This window comes from Pseudomonas sp. CFBP 8772 (assembly GCF_014841665.1).
In the GTDB taxonomy this organism is placed as follows: Bacteria; Pseudomonadota; Gammaproteobacteria; order Pseudomonadales; family Pseudomonadaceae; genus Aquipseudomonas; species Aquipseudomonas graminis_B.
Map to the genome: position 1 here is coordinate 1 of NZ_JACYUI010000005.1, position 15,881 is coordinate 15,881.

17 protein-coding genes and 1 pseudogene are annotated in these 15,881 nt (G+C 60.4%); 6 read left to right on the forward strand and 12 right to left on the reverse strand.

The features are described 5' to 3' along the window. Positions 1–252: 252 nt before the first annotated feature. From mksF to mksB, 3 genes are read right to left on the reverse strand one after another with little or no spacing between them, the layout of a single operon-like run. Entirely contained in the window at positions 253–3,087 is a 2,835-nt protein-coding gene (gene mksF / locus IFT99_RS11940; RefSeq protein ID WP_192132512.1) for an Mks condensin complex protein MksF, read from the reverse strand. Continuing rightward, positions 3,084–3,791: an Mks condensin complex protein MksE gene (gene mksE / locus IFT99_RS11945; RefSeq protein WP_065991760.1), complete on the reverse strand. Its 708-nt coding sequence runs from the start codon at positions 3,789–3,791 to the stop codon at positions 3,084–3,086. The genes mksF and mksE overlap by 4 nt, the downstream gene beginning before the upstream one ends. Beyond that, complete coding sequence (gene mksB / locus IFT99_RS11950) at positions 3,781–5,058, reverse strand: Mks condensin complex protein MksB (protein WP_192132834.1); 1,278 nt, start codon at positions 5,056–5,058, stop codon at positions 3,781–3,783. Before mksB ends, mksE begins: the two co-directional genes overlap by 11 nt. A 144-nt stretch (positions 5,059–5,202) precedes the next feature. Here mksB and IFT99_RS11955 point away from each other — a divergent pair, with 144 nt between their 5' ends. Further along, positions 5,203–6,009 carry an energy transducer TonB gene (locus tag IFT99_RS11955; protein WP_065991761.1) on the forward strand — a complete coding sequence of 269 codons (807 nt, stop codon included), beginning with the start codon at positions 5,203–5,205 and terminating at the stop codon, positions 6,007–6,009. Beyond that, positions 6,002–6,457: a ribosomal protein S18-alanine N-acetyltransferase gene (gene rimI, locus IFT99_RS11960; protein ID WP_065991762.1), complete on the forward strand. Its 456-nt coding sequence runs from the start codon at positions 6,002–6,004 to the stop codon at positions 6,455–6,457. The genes IFT99_RS11955 and rimI overlap by 8 nt, the downstream gene beginning before the upstream one ends. A gap of 52 nt (positions 6,458–6,509) precedes the next feature. Here the strand turns inward: rimI and IFT99_RS11965 are convergent, their stop codons facing one another. Beyond that, positions 6,510–6,923, reverse strand: coding sequence for a serine kinase/phosphatase (locus tag IFT99_RS11965; protein WP_065991763.1), 414 nt, complete (start codon positions 6,921–6,923; stop codon positions 6,510–6,512). Positions 6,924–7,083: 160 nt separating this feature from the next. Between IFT99_RS11965 and can the strand changes: the two genes are divergently transcribed. Then, positions 7,084–7,725 (forward strand): carbonate dehydratase, encoded by a 642-nt coding sequence (can, locus tag IFT99_RS11970; RefSeq protein ID WP_065991764.1) that lies wholly within the window; start codon positions 7,084–7,086, stop codon positions 7,723–7,725. A 118-nt stretch (positions 7,726–7,843) separates the two neighbouring features. On the opposite strand, the gene IFT99_RS11975 is transcribed toward can, so the two are convergent. The 3 genes and pseudogenes from IFT99_RS11975 to IFT99_RS26780 form a co-directional block, all read right to left on the reverse strand. Then, on the reverse strand, positions 7,844–9,010 hold the full coding sequence (locus IFT99_RS11975; protein WP_192132514.1) for a hypothetical protein: 1,167 nt from the start codon (positions 9,008–9,010) through the stop codon (positions 7,844–7,846). Positions 9,011–9,130: 120 nt separating this feature from the next. Next, complete coding sequence (locus IFT99_RS26775) at positions 9,131–9,994, reverse strand: methyl-accepting chemotaxis protein (protein ID WP_410928587.1); 864 nt, start codon at positions 9,992–9,994, stop codon at positions 9,131–9,133. After that, a pseudogene (locus IFT99_RS26780) lies at positions 9,989–10,819 on the reverse strand (MCP four helix bundle domain-containing protein); the annotation flags it as partial. The pseudogene IFT99_RS26780 and the gene IFT99_RS26775, both read right to left, overlap by 6 nt. A gap of 216 nt (positions 10,820–11,035) precedes the next feature. On the opposite strand from IFT99_RS26780, the gene IFT99_RS11985 reads away from it, so the two are divergent. Together IFT99_RS11985 and IFT99_RS11990 are read left to right on the forward strand one after the other, a co-directional pair. Next, the gene (locus tag IFT99_RS11985; RefSeq protein ID WP_192132518.1) at positions 11,036–11,308 is read left to right on the forward strand and encodes a BrnT family toxin; all 273 of its coding nucleotides are present in this window, start codon (positions 11,036–11,038) and stop codon (positions 11,306–11,308) included. Beyond that, entirely contained in the window at positions 11,268–11,549 is a 282-nt protein-coding gene (locus IFT99_RS11990) for a BrnA antitoxin family protein (protein WP_065991766.1), read from the forward strand. Before IFT99_RS11985 ends, IFT99_RS11990 begins: the two co-directional genes overlap by 41 nt. A gap of 13 nt (positions 11,550–11,562) precedes the next feature. Here the strand turns inward: IFT99_RS11990 and IFT99_RS11995 are convergent, their stop codons facing one another. The 5 genes from IFT99_RS11995 to IFT99_RS12015 form a co-directional block, all read right to left on the reverse strand. Continuing rightward, on the reverse strand, positions 11,563–12,213 hold the full coding sequence (locus IFT99_RS11995; protein ID WP_192132520.1) for an HD domain-containing protein: 651 nt from the start codon (positions 12,211–12,213) through the stop codon (positions 11,563–11,565). 140 nt (positions 12,214–12,353) lie between these two features. Continuing rightward, complete coding sequence (locus tag IFT99_RS12000) at positions 12,354–13,241, reverse strand: metal ABC transporter substrate-binding protein (protein WP_065991768.1); 888 nt, start codon at positions 13,239–13,241, stop codon at positions 12,354–12,356. Positions 13,242–13,268: 27 nt separating this feature from the next. Beyond that, positions 13,269–14,138 carry a metal ABC transporter permease gene (locus tag IFT99_RS12005; protein ID WP_065991769.1) on the reverse strand — a complete coding sequence of 290 codons (870 nt, stop codon included), beginning with the start codon at positions 14,136–14,138 and terminating at the stop codon, positions 13,269–13,271. Continuing rightward, positions 14,135–14,887: a zinc ABC transporter ATP-binding protein AztA gene (aztA, locus tag IFT99_RS12010; protein ID WP_192132523.1), complete on the reverse strand. Its 753-nt coding sequence runs from the start codon at positions 14,885–14,887 to the stop codon at positions 14,135–14,137. The genes IFT99_RS12005 and aztA overlap by 4 nt, the downstream gene beginning before the upstream one ends. Next, entirely contained in the window at positions 14,884–15,021 is a 138-nt protein-coding gene (locus IFT99_RS12015) for a hypothetical protein (protein ID WP_192132852.1), read from the reverse strand. Before IFT99_RS12015 ends, aztA begins: the two co-directional genes overlap by 4 nt. Positions 15,022–15,203: 182 nt before the next feature. On the opposite strand from IFT99_RS12015, the gene IFT99_RS12020 reads away from it, so the two are divergent. Next, positions 15,204–15,812: a flavin reductase family protein gene (locus IFT99_RS12020; RefSeq protein WP_065991771.1), complete on the forward strand. Its 609-nt coding sequence runs from the start codon at positions 15,204–15,206 to the stop codon at positions 15,810–15,812. The last annotated feature ends 69 nt before the right edge of the window (positions 15,813–15,881 follow it).

The window sequence follows — 15,881 nt, forward strand, 5'->3', positions numbered from 1 at the left end:
AGCAGTGAAACGATGCATCGCCGATGGTAGTGTGGGGTTTCCCCATGTGAGAGTAGGTCATCGTCAAGATTAAATTCCGAAACCCCATTTGCGAAAGCAGATGGGGTTTTGTTTTTGCGCGCGAAAAAGTTTCAGGCTGTACCAACAGCCAACAGCCAACAGCCAACAGCCAACAGCCAACAGCCAACAGTCGCCCAACTCACGCCCATAAAAAAGCCCCGCATCACTGCGGGGCTTTGTTACATGCTTTAGTTACTCGCTGAGCGTTTCAGTGGCTGGGGTTACTTTCACCGGAGCAACCTCGTCACGACGTTGAATGTATTTCCAGTCCGCCTCGTCGATGTAGATCCCGGCAGGCCCACTGCCGCCTTCAAGGTCAATCGCCACATGGGCCGAGACTTGGGGCTTAACGCTCGCCAGAATGGGGACAAAGCCCAGCTGCAAGCTTGTTTCCAGCAGTGCTGCCTGGTTTCTTTCATCGATGTCAGCGGCTTCGTCGAGGTAGTAGGGCAGACGAATTCGCCCGGCCTGCTCGCGATCCATGAGGTGCAGCAAGAGGTACATGTTGGTCAGTGCCTTGATGGTCATGGTCGTGCCGTTGGACGCGGCGCCATCAATGTCGGTATGGATAACCGGCTGGCTGTTGACCTTGGTGATCTCGAATGCAAGTTCAAACAAGTCTTTCAGACCGAGCTGGTTGTGGTTAGCCGCAACCAGGCGTGCCAGATACTCCTTGGCTTCCTCGTTCTTGTCGTCCTGCTCGGCGCTCTGGCTCAGATCGAACACCGACAGTGTTTCGCCCTCTTCGTACTGACCGGCGCTGTGAATGATCTGATCGATGTGCTTGAGTGCTTCCTTGTTCGGCGCGAGAACAATGCGGAAGCTCTCCAGGTTGGAAACCTGCCGGCGATTGATCTCTCGGTTGAATAACGCCAATTGGTGCTCGAGGCTGTCGTAGTCGCTGCGGATGTTGCGTAGCGTCCGCGCGATGTCGGTCACAGCAGCACGCCGCGCCTTCCCCAGGGTAAGGGCCTCATCAGTGCGATGAGCATAGGCGTTGATCAGCAATTGCAGACGCCGCTCCATGTCGTCCTCGCTGTCGAACTTCGCAACGCCTTTCAAACGAACCTGCGCGTACAGTGCTTCGATCTGACCATCGCAGCGCAAGAGGCCCTGCCAGCTGTCTTGGTAGTCATTGAGCAGCGGCAGCAAGTTCTCCAGCGAGTCATCCACCGGCTCCATGAACGGCGTACCGAAGGGCAGATCGGCGGGGAGCAGCTGTCGACGACGCAGCGCGTCATCCAGCGTGCGTTGCTTGGATTCGAGATCGCCGATCTGACGACCGATCAGCTGCAGCTTGGCTGACAGCTGTTGAACACGCTCGGTGAAAGCATCACTGGCGCGCTTGAGCTCGTCTTGCGCCGCTTCCATCTGAGCCAGCTGCTCAAGCTTCTCGCCTTCTTCAGCGCTCAATGTTTGAGCGCGGCGGAAGTCTTCGAGCGCTTTCTGCGCATCCAGCACCTGCTGGTACAGCGCTTCAGTCTGGGTTTTGCTCGCCGCACGGTCCGCTGCTACGGCTTGCTGCGTCTTAAGTTGCTTGAGCTCTTTCTCCAGGCGCTCCTTCTGATCCCGCAGCGCGGCGCGATCGGCCAGCGCCTGGAGGGCAGGGGGCTCGATGTTCGACAGATTGACCGTCAGGCCGGGCACTTCGAAGCGCTCGCCCTTGAAACCATCGAGAATCGCTTCGAGGGATTTGACCCACGCGTCGCCATCATCCAGCGCGATGCCTTGCTCGCCCAGTGGCAAGCTGAACAGCGCGCTGTTGAACAGGCGCATGAGGCGCTCGACATCAGGTTGCGAGAACTCTTCGCGTAGGCGGGCATAGCTGTTGTTGTCCGCATGATCGAGCTGTTGCTTCACTGACTTCAGACGTTTTTCCAGATCACGAAGACGCTCATCCAGATCCTCGGCGCTGAATTGGCGCGACTGCGCAAGGGCACCGGCCAGTTCATCATGAGCATCTTTTGCAGCCAGTAGCTGCTGTTCCAGAATCCTGACGTCGTCGACCAGCGCGAAGCGGTTCTTCAGGACCGACAGTTCGCCGATCCAGCGCTGGATGTTGCTGATTTCGCGCTCCAGCCGCATCAGCTCTTGCGTGCCGCCGCGCTGATCGTTCTGCAGCGAATCCTGTTCGTTACGGTAGTGCTCGCTCTGGATGACCAGCTCTTCTTTGCGCGCATTGGAGTAGTCCTGCCATGTGCCCAGCAACGAGTCGAGCAATGGCGACAGGCGATGCAGCTTGCCCCGCAGGATGTCGCGCTGTCTGACGCCATTGGCCAACGCTTCGACCAGCGGCCCGGCGAGCACCAGTGCGTTGTAGTCTTGCTCCATGCGGCGTACGTCACGGAACGCTTCTTCGCACGCTGCTATGTAATCGACGCTGCCGGAACGCAGGCTGTGCTCGAAGGCGTCGAGGAACAGCTGCTTGAGTTTGGCAGCAGTGATCTCGCGCATGTGCAGCAAGTTGATGAACAGTGCGCGGAAGGTCTTCAGGCTCTGTTCACTGGTCGAGCGCAAGGGAATCAGCGTCAGGTCCAGCGGGATCGACGTGTGGCCACCGACCAGCAAACGGCGCAGTTCATCGGGCTTCAGCTCATAGGCTTTCAGGCCCTGGCTTTCCAGATTGGCAAACAGCTCCTTCTGGCGCAGGCAGGTGTCGTTCTTCTGGTAGTGAGCCAAGTCCAGTTTGCCGGCATAGGCGAAGAACTGGTGACCGAAACCGCCGCCCGGGCCGCGACCGACCACGCCAATCACATGGGGGCCGTGGGGCAGGGAGACCTCGACGAGGATGTAGCTGGTATCAGAGGCGAAATAGAAGCGGCGCGATTGATCAAGGCTGTATTTGCCGAAGCTCATGTCCGACATGCGCGCGAGAATCGGGAACTGCAAAGCGTTGATCGACGCACTCTTGCCCAGGTTGTTCGCGCCGTAGACCGACAGCGGATGCTCCAGTGGGAACAACCCGAGGCTGTAACCGGCCGTGTTCAGCAGCGCGAAACGGCGTATGCCGTAGCGTTCCTGGCTCATGCGTCATGCTCCTGTTCTTCAGCGATCGCCCGGGCTAGCGCTTGCTCTTCGGTTTCTGCGGGTTCATCGAATTCGGTGAGGTCCAGCGGATCGTCGGTTTCCAGCAGTCGCTCATCGCTGTCATCGTCGATCAACACCGGGGCTGGCAACGGCAGTGCGCTATGCAAGCTGGCCGCCAGATCACGGTCTTGCTGTACGGACAGGCAGACGTCGAGGAAGCGATGCATGGGCGGCAGGAAGCGATAGATACCGACTTCTTCTGCGGCGAATCCCAGCTGGGTCATGCGGCGCATGATTTTTTCTTCCAGCTCTTCCTGGGTCTGTACTTCAGCTTGCAGGAACAGATCGCGGTACTTTTCCAGCAGCGAGGGCAGCTCGTCACGGCCCAGGCTGCCGCCATCGAGCACCGCGACCGGGTCGCGGCCCTGATCGGCCAGGTGCTCGACGAGGATGAACGTGAACAGCGCCAGACGTTGGGCCGTCTTGTTGACCTGTGCGGCCGCCAGATCAGGCACGAAGTAGTAGAAACCACGGGTGTCGCAGACCAGCTCGAAGCCCAGCGCCTTGAACAGGCCGCGGTACTGATCCTGCAGATTGGACAGCTGCGCGTACAGTTCGGGGTCGCGGCGGCTGACGTGGTAGCCCTTGAACAGCTCGCGGAAGATCGGCGCCAGCTGGGTCATTTCGGATAGATCAAGATGCATGGGCGGTGCCCTCGGAATTCTCTGGGGTGGCGTCTTTGCTCGAGAGCAGGGCGAAGGAGCGCAGGCTGACGCGGTGCTCCCGGGTCAGGTATTCGCCGCGCTCAAGGCGCTCGCGCTTGAAGCGTTTGTCCCGCGACAGCCGCGAAAACCAGTACAGCAATTCATCAGTCGCTCCGGTGGGCTCCTGTTCCAAAAGCCAGACCATCAGATCCGGCATTGGCAGGGCGTCTTCGCAGCGCTCCACCATCTCTTTGACCGTACGCGGCGCGCGCGGCGACTCGCCGTTTCGGGTGATGTTGGCCTTGGGAAACCGCGCGGGCTTGGGCTCGAAGCGCGCCAGCGCATACACGTACGCTTCAACCTGATTGGCACTGCCGAGGAAGGTGCTTTGCGGGCGGGTGAACATCGGCATCGCGGCCTGCGGCACGGCGTCCAGGCCTCGTCGACGAATCGCCGACAGCGCGAGTGCCGCACCGCGGGTCACGGCATTGTGGCGACGGGCCTCCTCACGCAGCGGCAGCAGCAGTTCACGCGCATGACGCAAGGTCAGTTGCGCGCTGGTCTGCATTTCGAGGATGCGCGCATGGGTGCGCAGCAGCATATCGTCGTCTACCAGATGGCCGAGACGCTGCTGGTCGGTGAGCATGCGCAGCAGCACGTTCTCGACCTTGCGCACGCCCTGTTCGAAGGCGCCATCGGCGTTCACCAATTGGATCATCGGCTCGACGTATTCATCCCAGGTCGCCAGCACTTCCGCGTAACGCTGACGCAGTGGGATCTGCCGGTCGCTGGTCTTGGCACGTTCGGCCACGGCCACCAGCGCCTGCTCATCGTTGGCGAGCTTTTTCAGGACATCGCGCACGCGCATGTCGAGCAGGCGCAATTGCCGCGCGAGGTCACTGGCATCGCGGGCGTCGAAGGCTTCCTGTATATAGCCGGCCAGCCGTTCGAGGTGGCGCAGGTACGCTTCGATTTCCAGGCACAAGCCCAGCCGATGCTCGCGACGCAGGTACGACAGGAAGTCGTGGATCTGCGCGTTCAGCTCAAAACGGTTCGGGCTTTTCGCCACCGGGACCAGAATGTCGAGCCGAATCCAGACGTCCAGCAGAGTGGTAATGTCCTGGGGCGTGCTCTCCAGTTGCTGGGCCGCCAGCTGCAAGCGCAGTTCGCTCAGGCTCAGAGTGCCTTGGTCGAAATGCTCGCAGAGTGGCTCGAGAAGCGCCCAGTGCTCGGCAAGGGCGCGCAGGACGCGCTTAGGTTCGATCATCGGATGGTCGCTGACTGGCAAATAAAAGCGGCGATTGTACTGCATCGCCGGGATCGTTTTTCACCCTCAGTCGATCAACAGCGGCGGGAAGCGATGAAGGCCTGTAGAATCTCCCGCCTGACTTTATCCACAGGTAGCTGACCTTTGCTCAACGAGCCTCGCCGTCGCGCTTATCTGACCGCCATGCAGGTGGTCAGCTGGCTGCCGCGCACTGAATTGCCTTTCGCCGCGCCGTCGCGTCCCGAGCTGCTTGCGCCCGTACCGCAGATTGAGGAGGCGCCTGCGCCGGTGGTTCAGGCGGATGCGCCTCGCGCGCCGGATCGCGATTCGCCCTCCGTCGCGCCGACACCCGTTGTGCGTACCGTCGAGCGGCCGAAGATCGATATACCCCGCCCATCCAGTGCGCCCAAGCCAAAGCCTGTGCACGAAGAAGAGGCCGCACCGGTCGTGGTCAAAGCGCCTGTAGCGCCGCCGCCACGGTTTGCCCTGCAACTGCTGCGCGCCGGGAGTTGCCTGTTGCTGGTGGAGTTGGTGACCGGCGAGCCGTTTCAGAGCCGCGACCCTTCCTATCTGTTGCTCAAAGACATGCTGCGCGCCGCCGGTTTGCCGGACAGCCCGCAGATCATCGGCGAGCCTGTGCGCTGGCCGCTGTTGGTGCGCGGGCAAATGGATCAAGGTCCGGAAGCGGCGCGCGATTTCGTCCAGGGTTTTCTGTACGCCCGGGTCGAAGAACAACCCTGCACCTGCCTGTGGCTGATCGGACTTCCGGCGCTGCGCTTTGCGGCTGAAACGGATGCGGAATCCTTCAATCTCGAACTCCAGGTTGACGGCCTGGGCTTGGCCTGGGCGCTGCCAGGTCTGGAACTATTGATGGACGAGCCGCAGCGCAAGGCCGAAGTGTGGCGCTCCATGCGTCAGTTGATGGGCCGTTGGAAGACCGTAGATGAATGATGCAGTAACGTTTCGCCGAATGACCGAAGCTGACCTCGATGCCGTCCTGAAGATCGAATACGCCGCATTCAGCCATCCCTGGACGCGGGGCATTTATCTTGATGCGCTGAAGTCATACGAAGTCTGGCTGATGTTCGAAGGCAGTCAACAAGTGGGGCACGGGGTGATCAACGTGATCATCGATGAAGCGCACTTGCTCAATATCACCGTCAAGCCGGAGAGTCAGGGGCGCGGCCTGGGGCTGGTGCTGCTTGAGCAACTGATGAAGCGCGCCTATGAGATGAATGGTCGGGAATGCTTTCTTGAGCTGCGTGACAGTAACCGATCGGCCTACCGTCTATACGAACGTTATGGCTTCAACGAAATAGGCCGACGTCGGGACTATTACCCTGCAGTGGGCGGACGTGAAGACGCAATCGTCATGGCCTGCACGCTGTTCGAAGAGTAGGTGGCCTTCATGGGGCGAACCGGGTTCGCTCCCACGAGACTGAAGACGCTGATCAGACGCCAGGCTTGCCGTCCAGCGGATCAAGAATGGCCATTTCTTCCTCGTCCAGGCCATCGCCACCGCCAATGTCATCTTCATCGACGATGCTCAGGTCCAGATCAGCCGGGCCACCTTCGCCAGCTTCACGAGACGATCGTGCGCCGTCCTCCCGGATCAGTGTTTCCGGGCTCATGTCGTCGTCGGTCGGGTTGTGATCATCGGTGGAGGCACCGGTCAGCCCGGCTTCACGTACGCGTTCATCAGGGATCAAGGTCTCAAGCTCATCTTCAGGAATAACGTCGCCAATGCGCCCGCTCGGCTCATTGTTGTCGTTGAAGTTGAGCTCCTCCATCGATCCCATGCGGTCTTCGTTGTCATCGATGGGCTCAGGTTGAGTGGCATCGAATGGACGGCGTGAATCGTTCATGGCAAATCCTCAATAATGTCGGGCCTAATGGGTGGACCGGACGACATGGCGAAGATTCCATTCAGTTCCTGATCGGTGCCGCACATCGGTCGATCACTGCGCGTGACTTGAAGCGCCGAGCCCCAGTCATAGCTGAGCATCATTTCCGAGGCATCAACGCATGAACGAACTACAAGACTTGATCGACAACAACGAACGTTGGGCTGCCGCCATCAAGGAAGAAGACCCCGAGTTCTTTGCCAAGCTGGCACGCCAGCAGACGCCGGAATTCCTATGGATCGGTTGTTCGGACGCCCGTGTACCCGCCAATGAAATCGTCGGCATGCTGCCGGGCGATCTGTTCGTGCACCGCAACGTGGCCAACGTCGTGCTGCACACCGACCTCAATTGCCTGTCGGTGATTCAGTACGCCGTCGATGTGCTCAAGGTCAAACACATTCTCGTCACCGGTCACTACGGTTGCGGCGGCGTGCGCGCCTCGATGCAGGATCGCCAGTTCGGCCTGATCGATGGCTGGCTGCGCACCATTCGCGATCTGTACTACGAAAACCGTGAGCTGCTGGCAAAACTGCCGACGGAAGAAGAACAAGTCGACCGGCTGTGCGAGCTGAACGTGATTCAGCAGGTCGCCAACGTCGGCCACACCAGCATTGTGCAAAACGCCTGGCATCGCGGGCAGAAGTTGTCGGTCCACGGCTGCATCTACGGCATCAAGGATGGGCGCTGGAAGAGTCTGAACGCGACCATCAGCGGCCCGGAGCAATTGCCGCCGCAGTATCGTCTGCGTCCGCAGGGGGAGTGATCGGGTAGGGCAAGCGTCCATCCAATGGTAGGAGTGAGCTTGCTCGCGATAGCGTTAGTCAGGCTCATCTATGTGAGTTGAAGACAACGCGAGCAAGCTCACTCCTAGGATCGATGCGTTAAAGCTGAGCGCTCTTCATCTGAGGCAGCGGCTTCTGCAGCTGCTTAATCTGCCGCGACACCTCGCCTGTCCGGCACTTCGCTGCCGCCTGATCCGGCGTCAACTTGCGGACCGTGTTGAAGAACAACTTGCAGGTTTCAACCTTGTTGGTCACCTGCCAGTGGGTCGTGCACTGGTTCAACAGCGCCGCCGGGTCGGTCGTTGGTTTCTGGCCCATGCCCGCTTGCCAGCACGCCGCGCTCAGGTCTTGGCCCATGACCTTCAAACCGGCTTCATTCGCCTTGGCTTCGTCCCCGCCGTAATTGCTTTTGTCCGCTGCATTCCAGATATAGCTCGGGTGATTCGAACCCAGCACCGCGACGCTTTGCCCGCCAGCCGGGCTGATGCTCGCCAGACCTAACACCGGAACCGTCACGTTGTACTGCTGCTTGAGCCAGGCGCGTACCGGCGCACCGAACGCGACCATCGGCAGCGATGAGCCCGCCGCGCTTTGCGTCAGCTGCTTGACCATGTTCGTCTGGTAATCGGTAAAGTAGCTGTAAACGTTTTCGAGGTCCTTACCGGCGTTGGAGGGCGCAGCAATGGGCGCGATGTCGATGATGGTCTGATAGGCCGGCGTCTGCTCTTTGGGAATCCCGTTATCCGTCAGCAGCTCGGACCAGCGGTCGGTCGTGGCCGAGAACAGATAGTCCTGAGCCTGAGTCAGGGAGTAGTCCGGCGGGAAATGCAGCAGCTCGACGCTCTTGCGATTTTCCAGCGCCATACCCAGCGGCAGAAACAGATACCAGTTGTAGGCAAATTTGTTATCGGCGTTGAGTTTGCTCGCGCCGGCGTAGGCCAGGTCGCCGGCGTCGAGCAGCGCTGAAAGTGGTTTGTCGTAGCCGTCCGGCACCCCGCTGATGTCGGCGTAAATCACGTCGTTGTCGTTGTGTACCGCAACCTTGGCCGCGCCGTACCCGTCACGCTGCACGCTTTGTGTGAGGTAGTGCTCGACGGTCTGTTCGAGCGTCCAGTTTCGGAAGCAGATGACATTGCAGTTATTCGGGTAGGCAAACAGGTGTGTGACGCGTTCCTTGCTCCCCAGTTTTACGCTGACTTCAGCCTGGGCGGTGATGCTCAGCGTCAATGCGGTCAGGGCGATGCTCAATACGGCTGTTTTTTTCATGCTCATGTCCTTGTTGGCGTAGACACCCCTCTGCGTGGGTGGTGTTTCGATCATGAAACACTTGGACAGGGCTGGGAATGGGTGGCGATGACTGCGGGCTGTTTTTTAATGGCGCGCGCCTTACAACACAAACCGCTGAACCATCGTGTTCAGGTCGGTTGCCAGCATCGACAGCGCATTGCTCGCCACCGTGGTTTGCTGAGCGCCCGACGCCGATTGCGTCGACAGGTCACGAATGCTGCTCAGGTTGCGATCAACTTCGTTAGCCACTTGCGCCTGTTGTTCGGCGGCGCTGGCGATCAGCATGTTCCGGTCGCTGATGGTCGAGGTTGCGCTGATGATGACGGTCAGTGCGTGACCAGTGGCAGCGGCTTGCTCCAGGGTTAGATTGGCCTGGGCCGCGGTGACGCGTAACGTTTGCGCGGTTTCCTGAGTGCTTTTCTGCACATCGTTGATCAGGGTCTCGATCTCGGTGGTCGACGCGCTGGTGCGTTGGGCGAGTGAGCGGACTTCATCAGCCACCACCGCGAACCCGCGGCCCGCTTCACCCGCCCGTGCGGCTTCGATGGCGGCATTCAGTGCAAGCAGGTTGGTCTGGTTGGCGATCGCCCGGATGACCTCGAGAATCTTGCTGATGCTCAGCGTGCGCTCGGCGAGACCGTCGGCCTGGTGAGAGGAATCAAGAACGTTGTCGGTCAGCTCCTTGATCGAATCGATGGTGCCGGTCAGGCGCATACGCCCTTCGGCGGCCGCTTCGTTGGACGCCTTCGATTCGCTCGACGTGCTGCTGGCATTGTCGGCGACTTCCCCGGCAGCCTGACTCATCTGGTTCACGGCAACTGCCGCCTGTTCGATCTCATCGTTCTGCAGTTGCAGGTTCTTCGCGCTGGCATCGGCAATCGCCCCCATCTCCTGGACGGACTGGCTTAGCTGGCGAGCTGCGGCATAAATCTGATCGATCGTGCCGTGCAGATTGGCGCGCATCAGGCCCAAGGTTTTGAGCAATTGAGCGGTTTCATCCTTGCCTTCCGGAATCGGCTGCGGGCTCAAATCGCCTTGGGCAATGGTGCTGGCAATGTGCAGCGACTGACGCAGGGGGCGGATGATGCTCAGGCTGAGCCGCCACGCGAGTAACAAGGTGAGCACCAGCGCCACCACGATGGCGCTGACGGCGATGATTCGGGTCTGCTGGAACCGCGCGCCGGCCGCTTCGACGGTGCCCGCCGCACTTTGCTTGTTCAGCTCGCGCAGCAATTGCACCTGCATGTCCATCAGGTCGCCCTGCAGGCTCAGCGTGGTGTTGAGCAGCATGCGCGCGTCGTCGAGTTTGCGTTGCTCGATCAAAGCGATTTCGTCGTGCAGCCCCGGCATGAAAGCGCCATAGGCGTCTTGAAGGGCCTTGATGGAGTCTCGCTCGGTGCTGTCGGTGGCGTGGGCAAGATAATCGGCGAAGCCTTTTTCGACTTCGTTCTTCAGCTGCTCGACATTGATCTTGCTGGTCACTACCGCGCCGGGGTCGTCGGCATTGGCGATCAGCCTGGCGCTCTCGCCACGCAACTTGATCAGGTCGATGGCGATCGCGTCGGCCATGGCAATACTGGGCAGCGATCCACTCTCAACCGCCTCCCCCTGATCGCGGATGCTCTGCATCTGCAACAGGCAGAACACACCGAGCGCCACCAGCAACAGCGCGGTCACCCCGAAGCACAGCACCAACCGCTGGGTAATCCTGAAACGACGCAGGAAAGCAGGCCTGGAAGAAGGACGGACCACACGACGCAATAACCTTTTCACTGCCACCCATCCCATCGACGAAAACACCGGAGAGATGGTTATAGAGGTGTTCCGTGATGTCTTTGTGACATTGTTGGAGATGTTTCTGAATTGTTGCGGTACGGTCAGATGCTGGAGGCCAGCGTGATGTCAGCAGGGATACGAGTGGGCATTGTCAGCGCTGATTGTGGGATACGTCTTTGCAAGCCTCGGCGGCCTTGCTCCGTTATTTGCTGTACATACAATAATTCAATGCAGATAATCTTCGACATTGCAAAACGCGACATCACCTTTCTGAAGCGTGGCCTCGACTTTAGGGATGCCGGCTTGGTATTCGCCGGCAGGCATTTGACCCTCGAAGATTGCCGGCAGGACTACGGGGAAACCCGATATATCACGGTTGGAGCGTTGTCAGAACGTATGGTTGTCCTGGTCTGGAAACCGCGCGGCGCGGCTCGCCGTATCATTTCCATGAGAAAGGCCAATGAGCGTGAACAAACCCTCTACCGGCACCGACTGGGTTGATCCCGGCGATGCACCCGAATTGTCAGATGCATACTTCGATCATGCTGATGAATATGTGGGTGACCAATTGGTCAAGCGTGGCCGACCACGTTCTGTGATTGTGCGGGAGCGAATTACCATTCGCCTGGAGCACGACGTGGTGGAGCAGTTCCGGGCATCAGGACCCGGCTGGCAAACGCGTATGAATGCTGCACTGGTCGACTGGCTAAAAACCCATGAGCCGTCCGAAATATCGCTATGACCTTCCACGCACCCTACGCACCAATCTCTTCCATAAACTCCCGCAAGAACCGCTCGGCCCGTGCATGCCTGACCTGCGCCATGTTGCGCCCCGCGGCCGTTTGAAAGCCCTGCGCCAGGGTGAAGATCTTGGTTGTGAAGTGATCGACGGCGAAGCGTTTGTCGTCCAGATCGCGCTGTTGCGCCTGCGGATCGACCGGGTCGTAGAGGTGGCTGCCCATGCGCCCGGACACGTAGAACAGCCGCGCCACGCCGACCATGCCAAGGGCGTCGAGACGGTCGGCGTCTTGCAGGATCTTCGCTTCCAGCGAGGTGGGCGTGATGTTGGCCGAATAGCTGTGGCACTCGATGGCGTGGGCGACGGCCTGGGTCCGCTCTTCGTCCCAGCCCATTTCTGCGAGCAGTTCGGTCGCCTTCGCCGCGGCCAGGCGTGAGGCGCTTGAGCGAAAGGGCGAGTTCTTTTCCACGGAGACGCAGTCGTGGAGCAGGGTGGCGGCGAGCAGGATCTGGTGATCGCCTCCCTCCGTGTCACGAATGGCGCAGACGTTGCTCCAGACCCGGTGCAGATGGGATACGTCGTGGGAGCCGTCGAGCCTCTCTGCCACGGTGTGGGGAATCAGGAGGTCGGCGAGGGACTGAAAAGGCGCGAAGGAGAGGGCGGTCATGGATCATCCTGTCGATGTCGGCGAACGGTGCGCCAGCATACAGATTGACCCGCATCAGCGCTGCCGGTTCGCTGAGCCGGGTTGCTGATCCCTGCCACGCACGTCGCGCAGCAGAGATCAGTCAGCGTTGCGACGTTGCATCACTGACCTTTCATGGCCGCCGCCAGCTTGTCCACGTTGTAGCGAAACATCGTCACATAGGTGGCCGCCGGGCCGTCGGCCGGTGACAGCGATTCCACATACAGCTCGCCGCCCGGGTGTGCGCCGCTGGCTTTGGCGATCTGTTGCACCAGGCGCGGGTCGCCAGAGTTCTCGAAGAAGTAGGCGCTGACGTGCTCCTGCTTGATCTGATTAATCAGCTTGCCGACGTCAGCCGCCGAGGCCTCGGTTTCAGTGGAAAAGCCCAGCGGTGAGAGGAAGGTCACGCCGTAGGCATCGCCGAAATAGCCGAAGGCGTCGTGGGACGTGAGCACCTTGCGCTGTGCGACCGGGATAGTGCTGATCTGCGCGCGGGCGTAGGCGTCCATGTCCTGGAGTTGGGCGATGTATTTCTCACCGTTGGCTTGGTAATCGGCGGCATTTTCAGGATCGGCTTTCTGCAGGGCCTTGATGATGTTTCTCACGTAAACGACGCCGTTTACCGCGCTGTTCCAGGCATGGGGGTCGGTGATCTTCTTGCCGTCTTCTTCCATGCTGCGGGTCATGATCCCGTCAGACAGCACGACGGGTTGGCCTTTGTAGCCGGAGGCGGTGATCAGCCGATCCAGCCAACCCTCCAGATGCAAGCCGCTGACGAACACGACGTCGGCTTTTTTCAGTGCCTGGGCGTCATTGGGCGTGGGCTCGTAGACATGAGGGTCGCCATTGGGCCCGATGAGCGAGGTCACGTGCACGTGATCGCCACCGACGTTGTGCACCATATCGGCGATAACGGTGAACGAGGCGACAGTCTCCAGGGTTTTTGCCTGGGCGAAGTTGGCCAGGCCCGACAACGCCAGCGCGGCGGTCAGAAGCGTAAAACGTTTCATGGTGGTTTCCTTGCGGTAAGAGGACGATCAGCCGGACAGATGAACCCTCGGGAACAGTCGGCGTACAAAACCGCTGCGTCCAAAGAACAGTGAGAACCCGTAGAAGGCGCTGGCGGTGAGCACGATGGCCGGGCCCGACGCGACGCTGGCGTGGTAGGAAACGATCAGGCCGATGAAGCCTGAAAGCGTCGCCACTGCGGTCGAAACCACGATCATGCCGGTGAGCGAGCGAGCCCAGAACCGTGCGACTGTGGCGGGCAGCATCATCATGCCGACGGCCATCAACGTGCCCAACGCCTGAAACCCCGCCACCAGATTGAGCACCACCAGCAGCAGAAACAGCACGTGATACAGCGAACCTCGACCGCCCACCGCGCGCAGGAAACCCGGGTCGAAGCATTCGAGGATCAACGGGCGATAGATCAGCGCCAGCAGAATCAAAGTGAACGAGGCGATGCCGCCAACCATGAAAATCGCCTGATCGTCGATCGCCAGAATGGTCCCGAACAGCACGTGAAGCAGGTCAACGTTGGAGCCGTGCAGGGAAACGATCAGCACGCCGGCAGCCAGCGACGTCAGGTAAAAGCTGGCGAAGCTGGCGTCTTCACGCAGTGTTGTGTAACGGCTCACCAACCCCGATAGCAACGCAACGGCGAGGCCTGCGATCAGGCCGCCAAAGCCCATCGCCGGGAGTGACAACCCGGCAAACAGAAAACCCACGGCGGCACCCGGCAAGACCGCGTGACTCATGGCGTCGCCCACCAGACTCATGCGCCGCAGCATCAGCAGCACGCCGACCGGGCCGGAGCCGATGCCCAGCGCCAGGCACGCCACCAAAGCGCGGCGCATGAAACCAAAATCGACAAAGGGCTGAATCAACAGGCTATAGAGCGTCACAGGGTTTGCTCCGCATCGGCGTCGCACGGCTGCGCGTCAGGGTTCCAGTGCTCGGCCATGTTCTTGGCGCGGCGCAGGTTTTCGTCGTTGAGGATGTCGGCGGTGTCGCCCCAGGCAATGATTTCCCGGGCCAGCAGCAGCGTGCTCGGGAAGTGCTGACGCACCTGCTCGATGTCATGCAGGACGGCGATGACGGTGCGCCCTTGGCCGTGCCATGTGCGGATCAATTCCAGCAAGTCCCGCGTGGTGCGTGCATCGATGGCGGTGAAGGGCTCGTCGAGCAGAATCACCGAAGCGTCCTGCAATAAAAGCCGGGCGAACAGCACGCGCTGAAACTGCCCCGACGACAGCGAGCTGATGCTGCGTTGCTCGAATCCCGCCAAACCCACGGCACCCAGCGCCTCCTTGGCCTGTTGAGCGTGCTTGCGCGTGGCGCCCCGAAACGCCCCGATGCTGCGCCAGGCGCCCATCATTACGGTGTCGGCCACGCTGAGGGGAAAGCTGCGGTCGATCTCGGCGGCTTGGGGCAGATAACCGATGTGCCGCGTTGCCAACTGGTTGCGCTCGACGCGCCCGACCGCGGGTTTGAGCGTGCCGGCGATGGCTTTGATCAGCGTGGACTTACCGGCGCCGTTGGGGCCGACGATCGCCGTCAGGCTGCCCGCCGCGAATCGGCCGTTGGCGTGATGCACCGCTGGCCGGCGTTCGTAGGTCAGTGTCAGGTCGTGGAGGTCGATGGCAGCGCTCATGGAATCGCTACCGCCCAGGTAACGCCGATCCACAGCACGACCAGCACGGCGAGGGAAATCATCACGCGCTTGCTGGCCGATTTAGCCAGTGCGGACGTTGCAAGGGAGGGAGGAAGCCGGGGATCGCGTTTCACAACAAGGACTGCCTGAAATAATTTGTTATAGTATTACATCACCTTTAGCGTGATCTGCAAAGTGTGATTTGGGTGAAGTTCAGGGAGGCGACAGTTTCCATCGCGCTGGGGAGGGTGGCGTTTCCCCGGCACGAGAAACCCTGTAGTTTTCGATGAATTTTCTCTTTGCCAGGATGATTGCCATGACTGTTTCTCACCGGCGTCCGGTACCCCTCGCCAAATGCTACCGCCTGCTCAACCACGGCCCGACGGTCTTGATCAGCGCTGCCCACGACGGGCAACGCAACATCATGGCGGCAGCGTGGGCGATGCCGCTGGATTTCCAGCCGCCGAAAGTCACGGTTGTGCTGGATAAGTCCGTCTGGACGCGGCAGTTGCTCGAGGGCTCCGGGACGTTTGTAATCAACGTGCCGACCCTCAGCCAGATCGATATTGTTGAAACGGTTGGCTCGACCTCAGGGCTGGACATCTCCCATGAGCAAGGCCTGGATAAATTCAAAGCGTATGGACTGGAGACCTTCGCGGGCTCCCACGTTGAAGCGCCGCTGCTGGAAGGTTGCGCAGGCTGGCTGGAGTGCAGATTGATTCCCGAGCCACATAATCAGAGCGCCCACGACCTGTTCATCGGCGAAGTGGTTGCGGCGTGGGCGGATGAACGCGTGTTCTCCGAAGGGCACTGGCATTTCGAGGGGCATGACGCGCTGCGCACCCTTCACCATGTGGCGGGCGGGCATTTTCTGGTAATCGGTGATGGGGTGGACGGCAAGGTGCTGCAGCGATCCGCTGACTGACCCACGCCCGGCTTGGAAGCGCGCGCCCCGGATTGGAAGGCGCGCGGTGAAGCAGCTTCAATGGCCGGC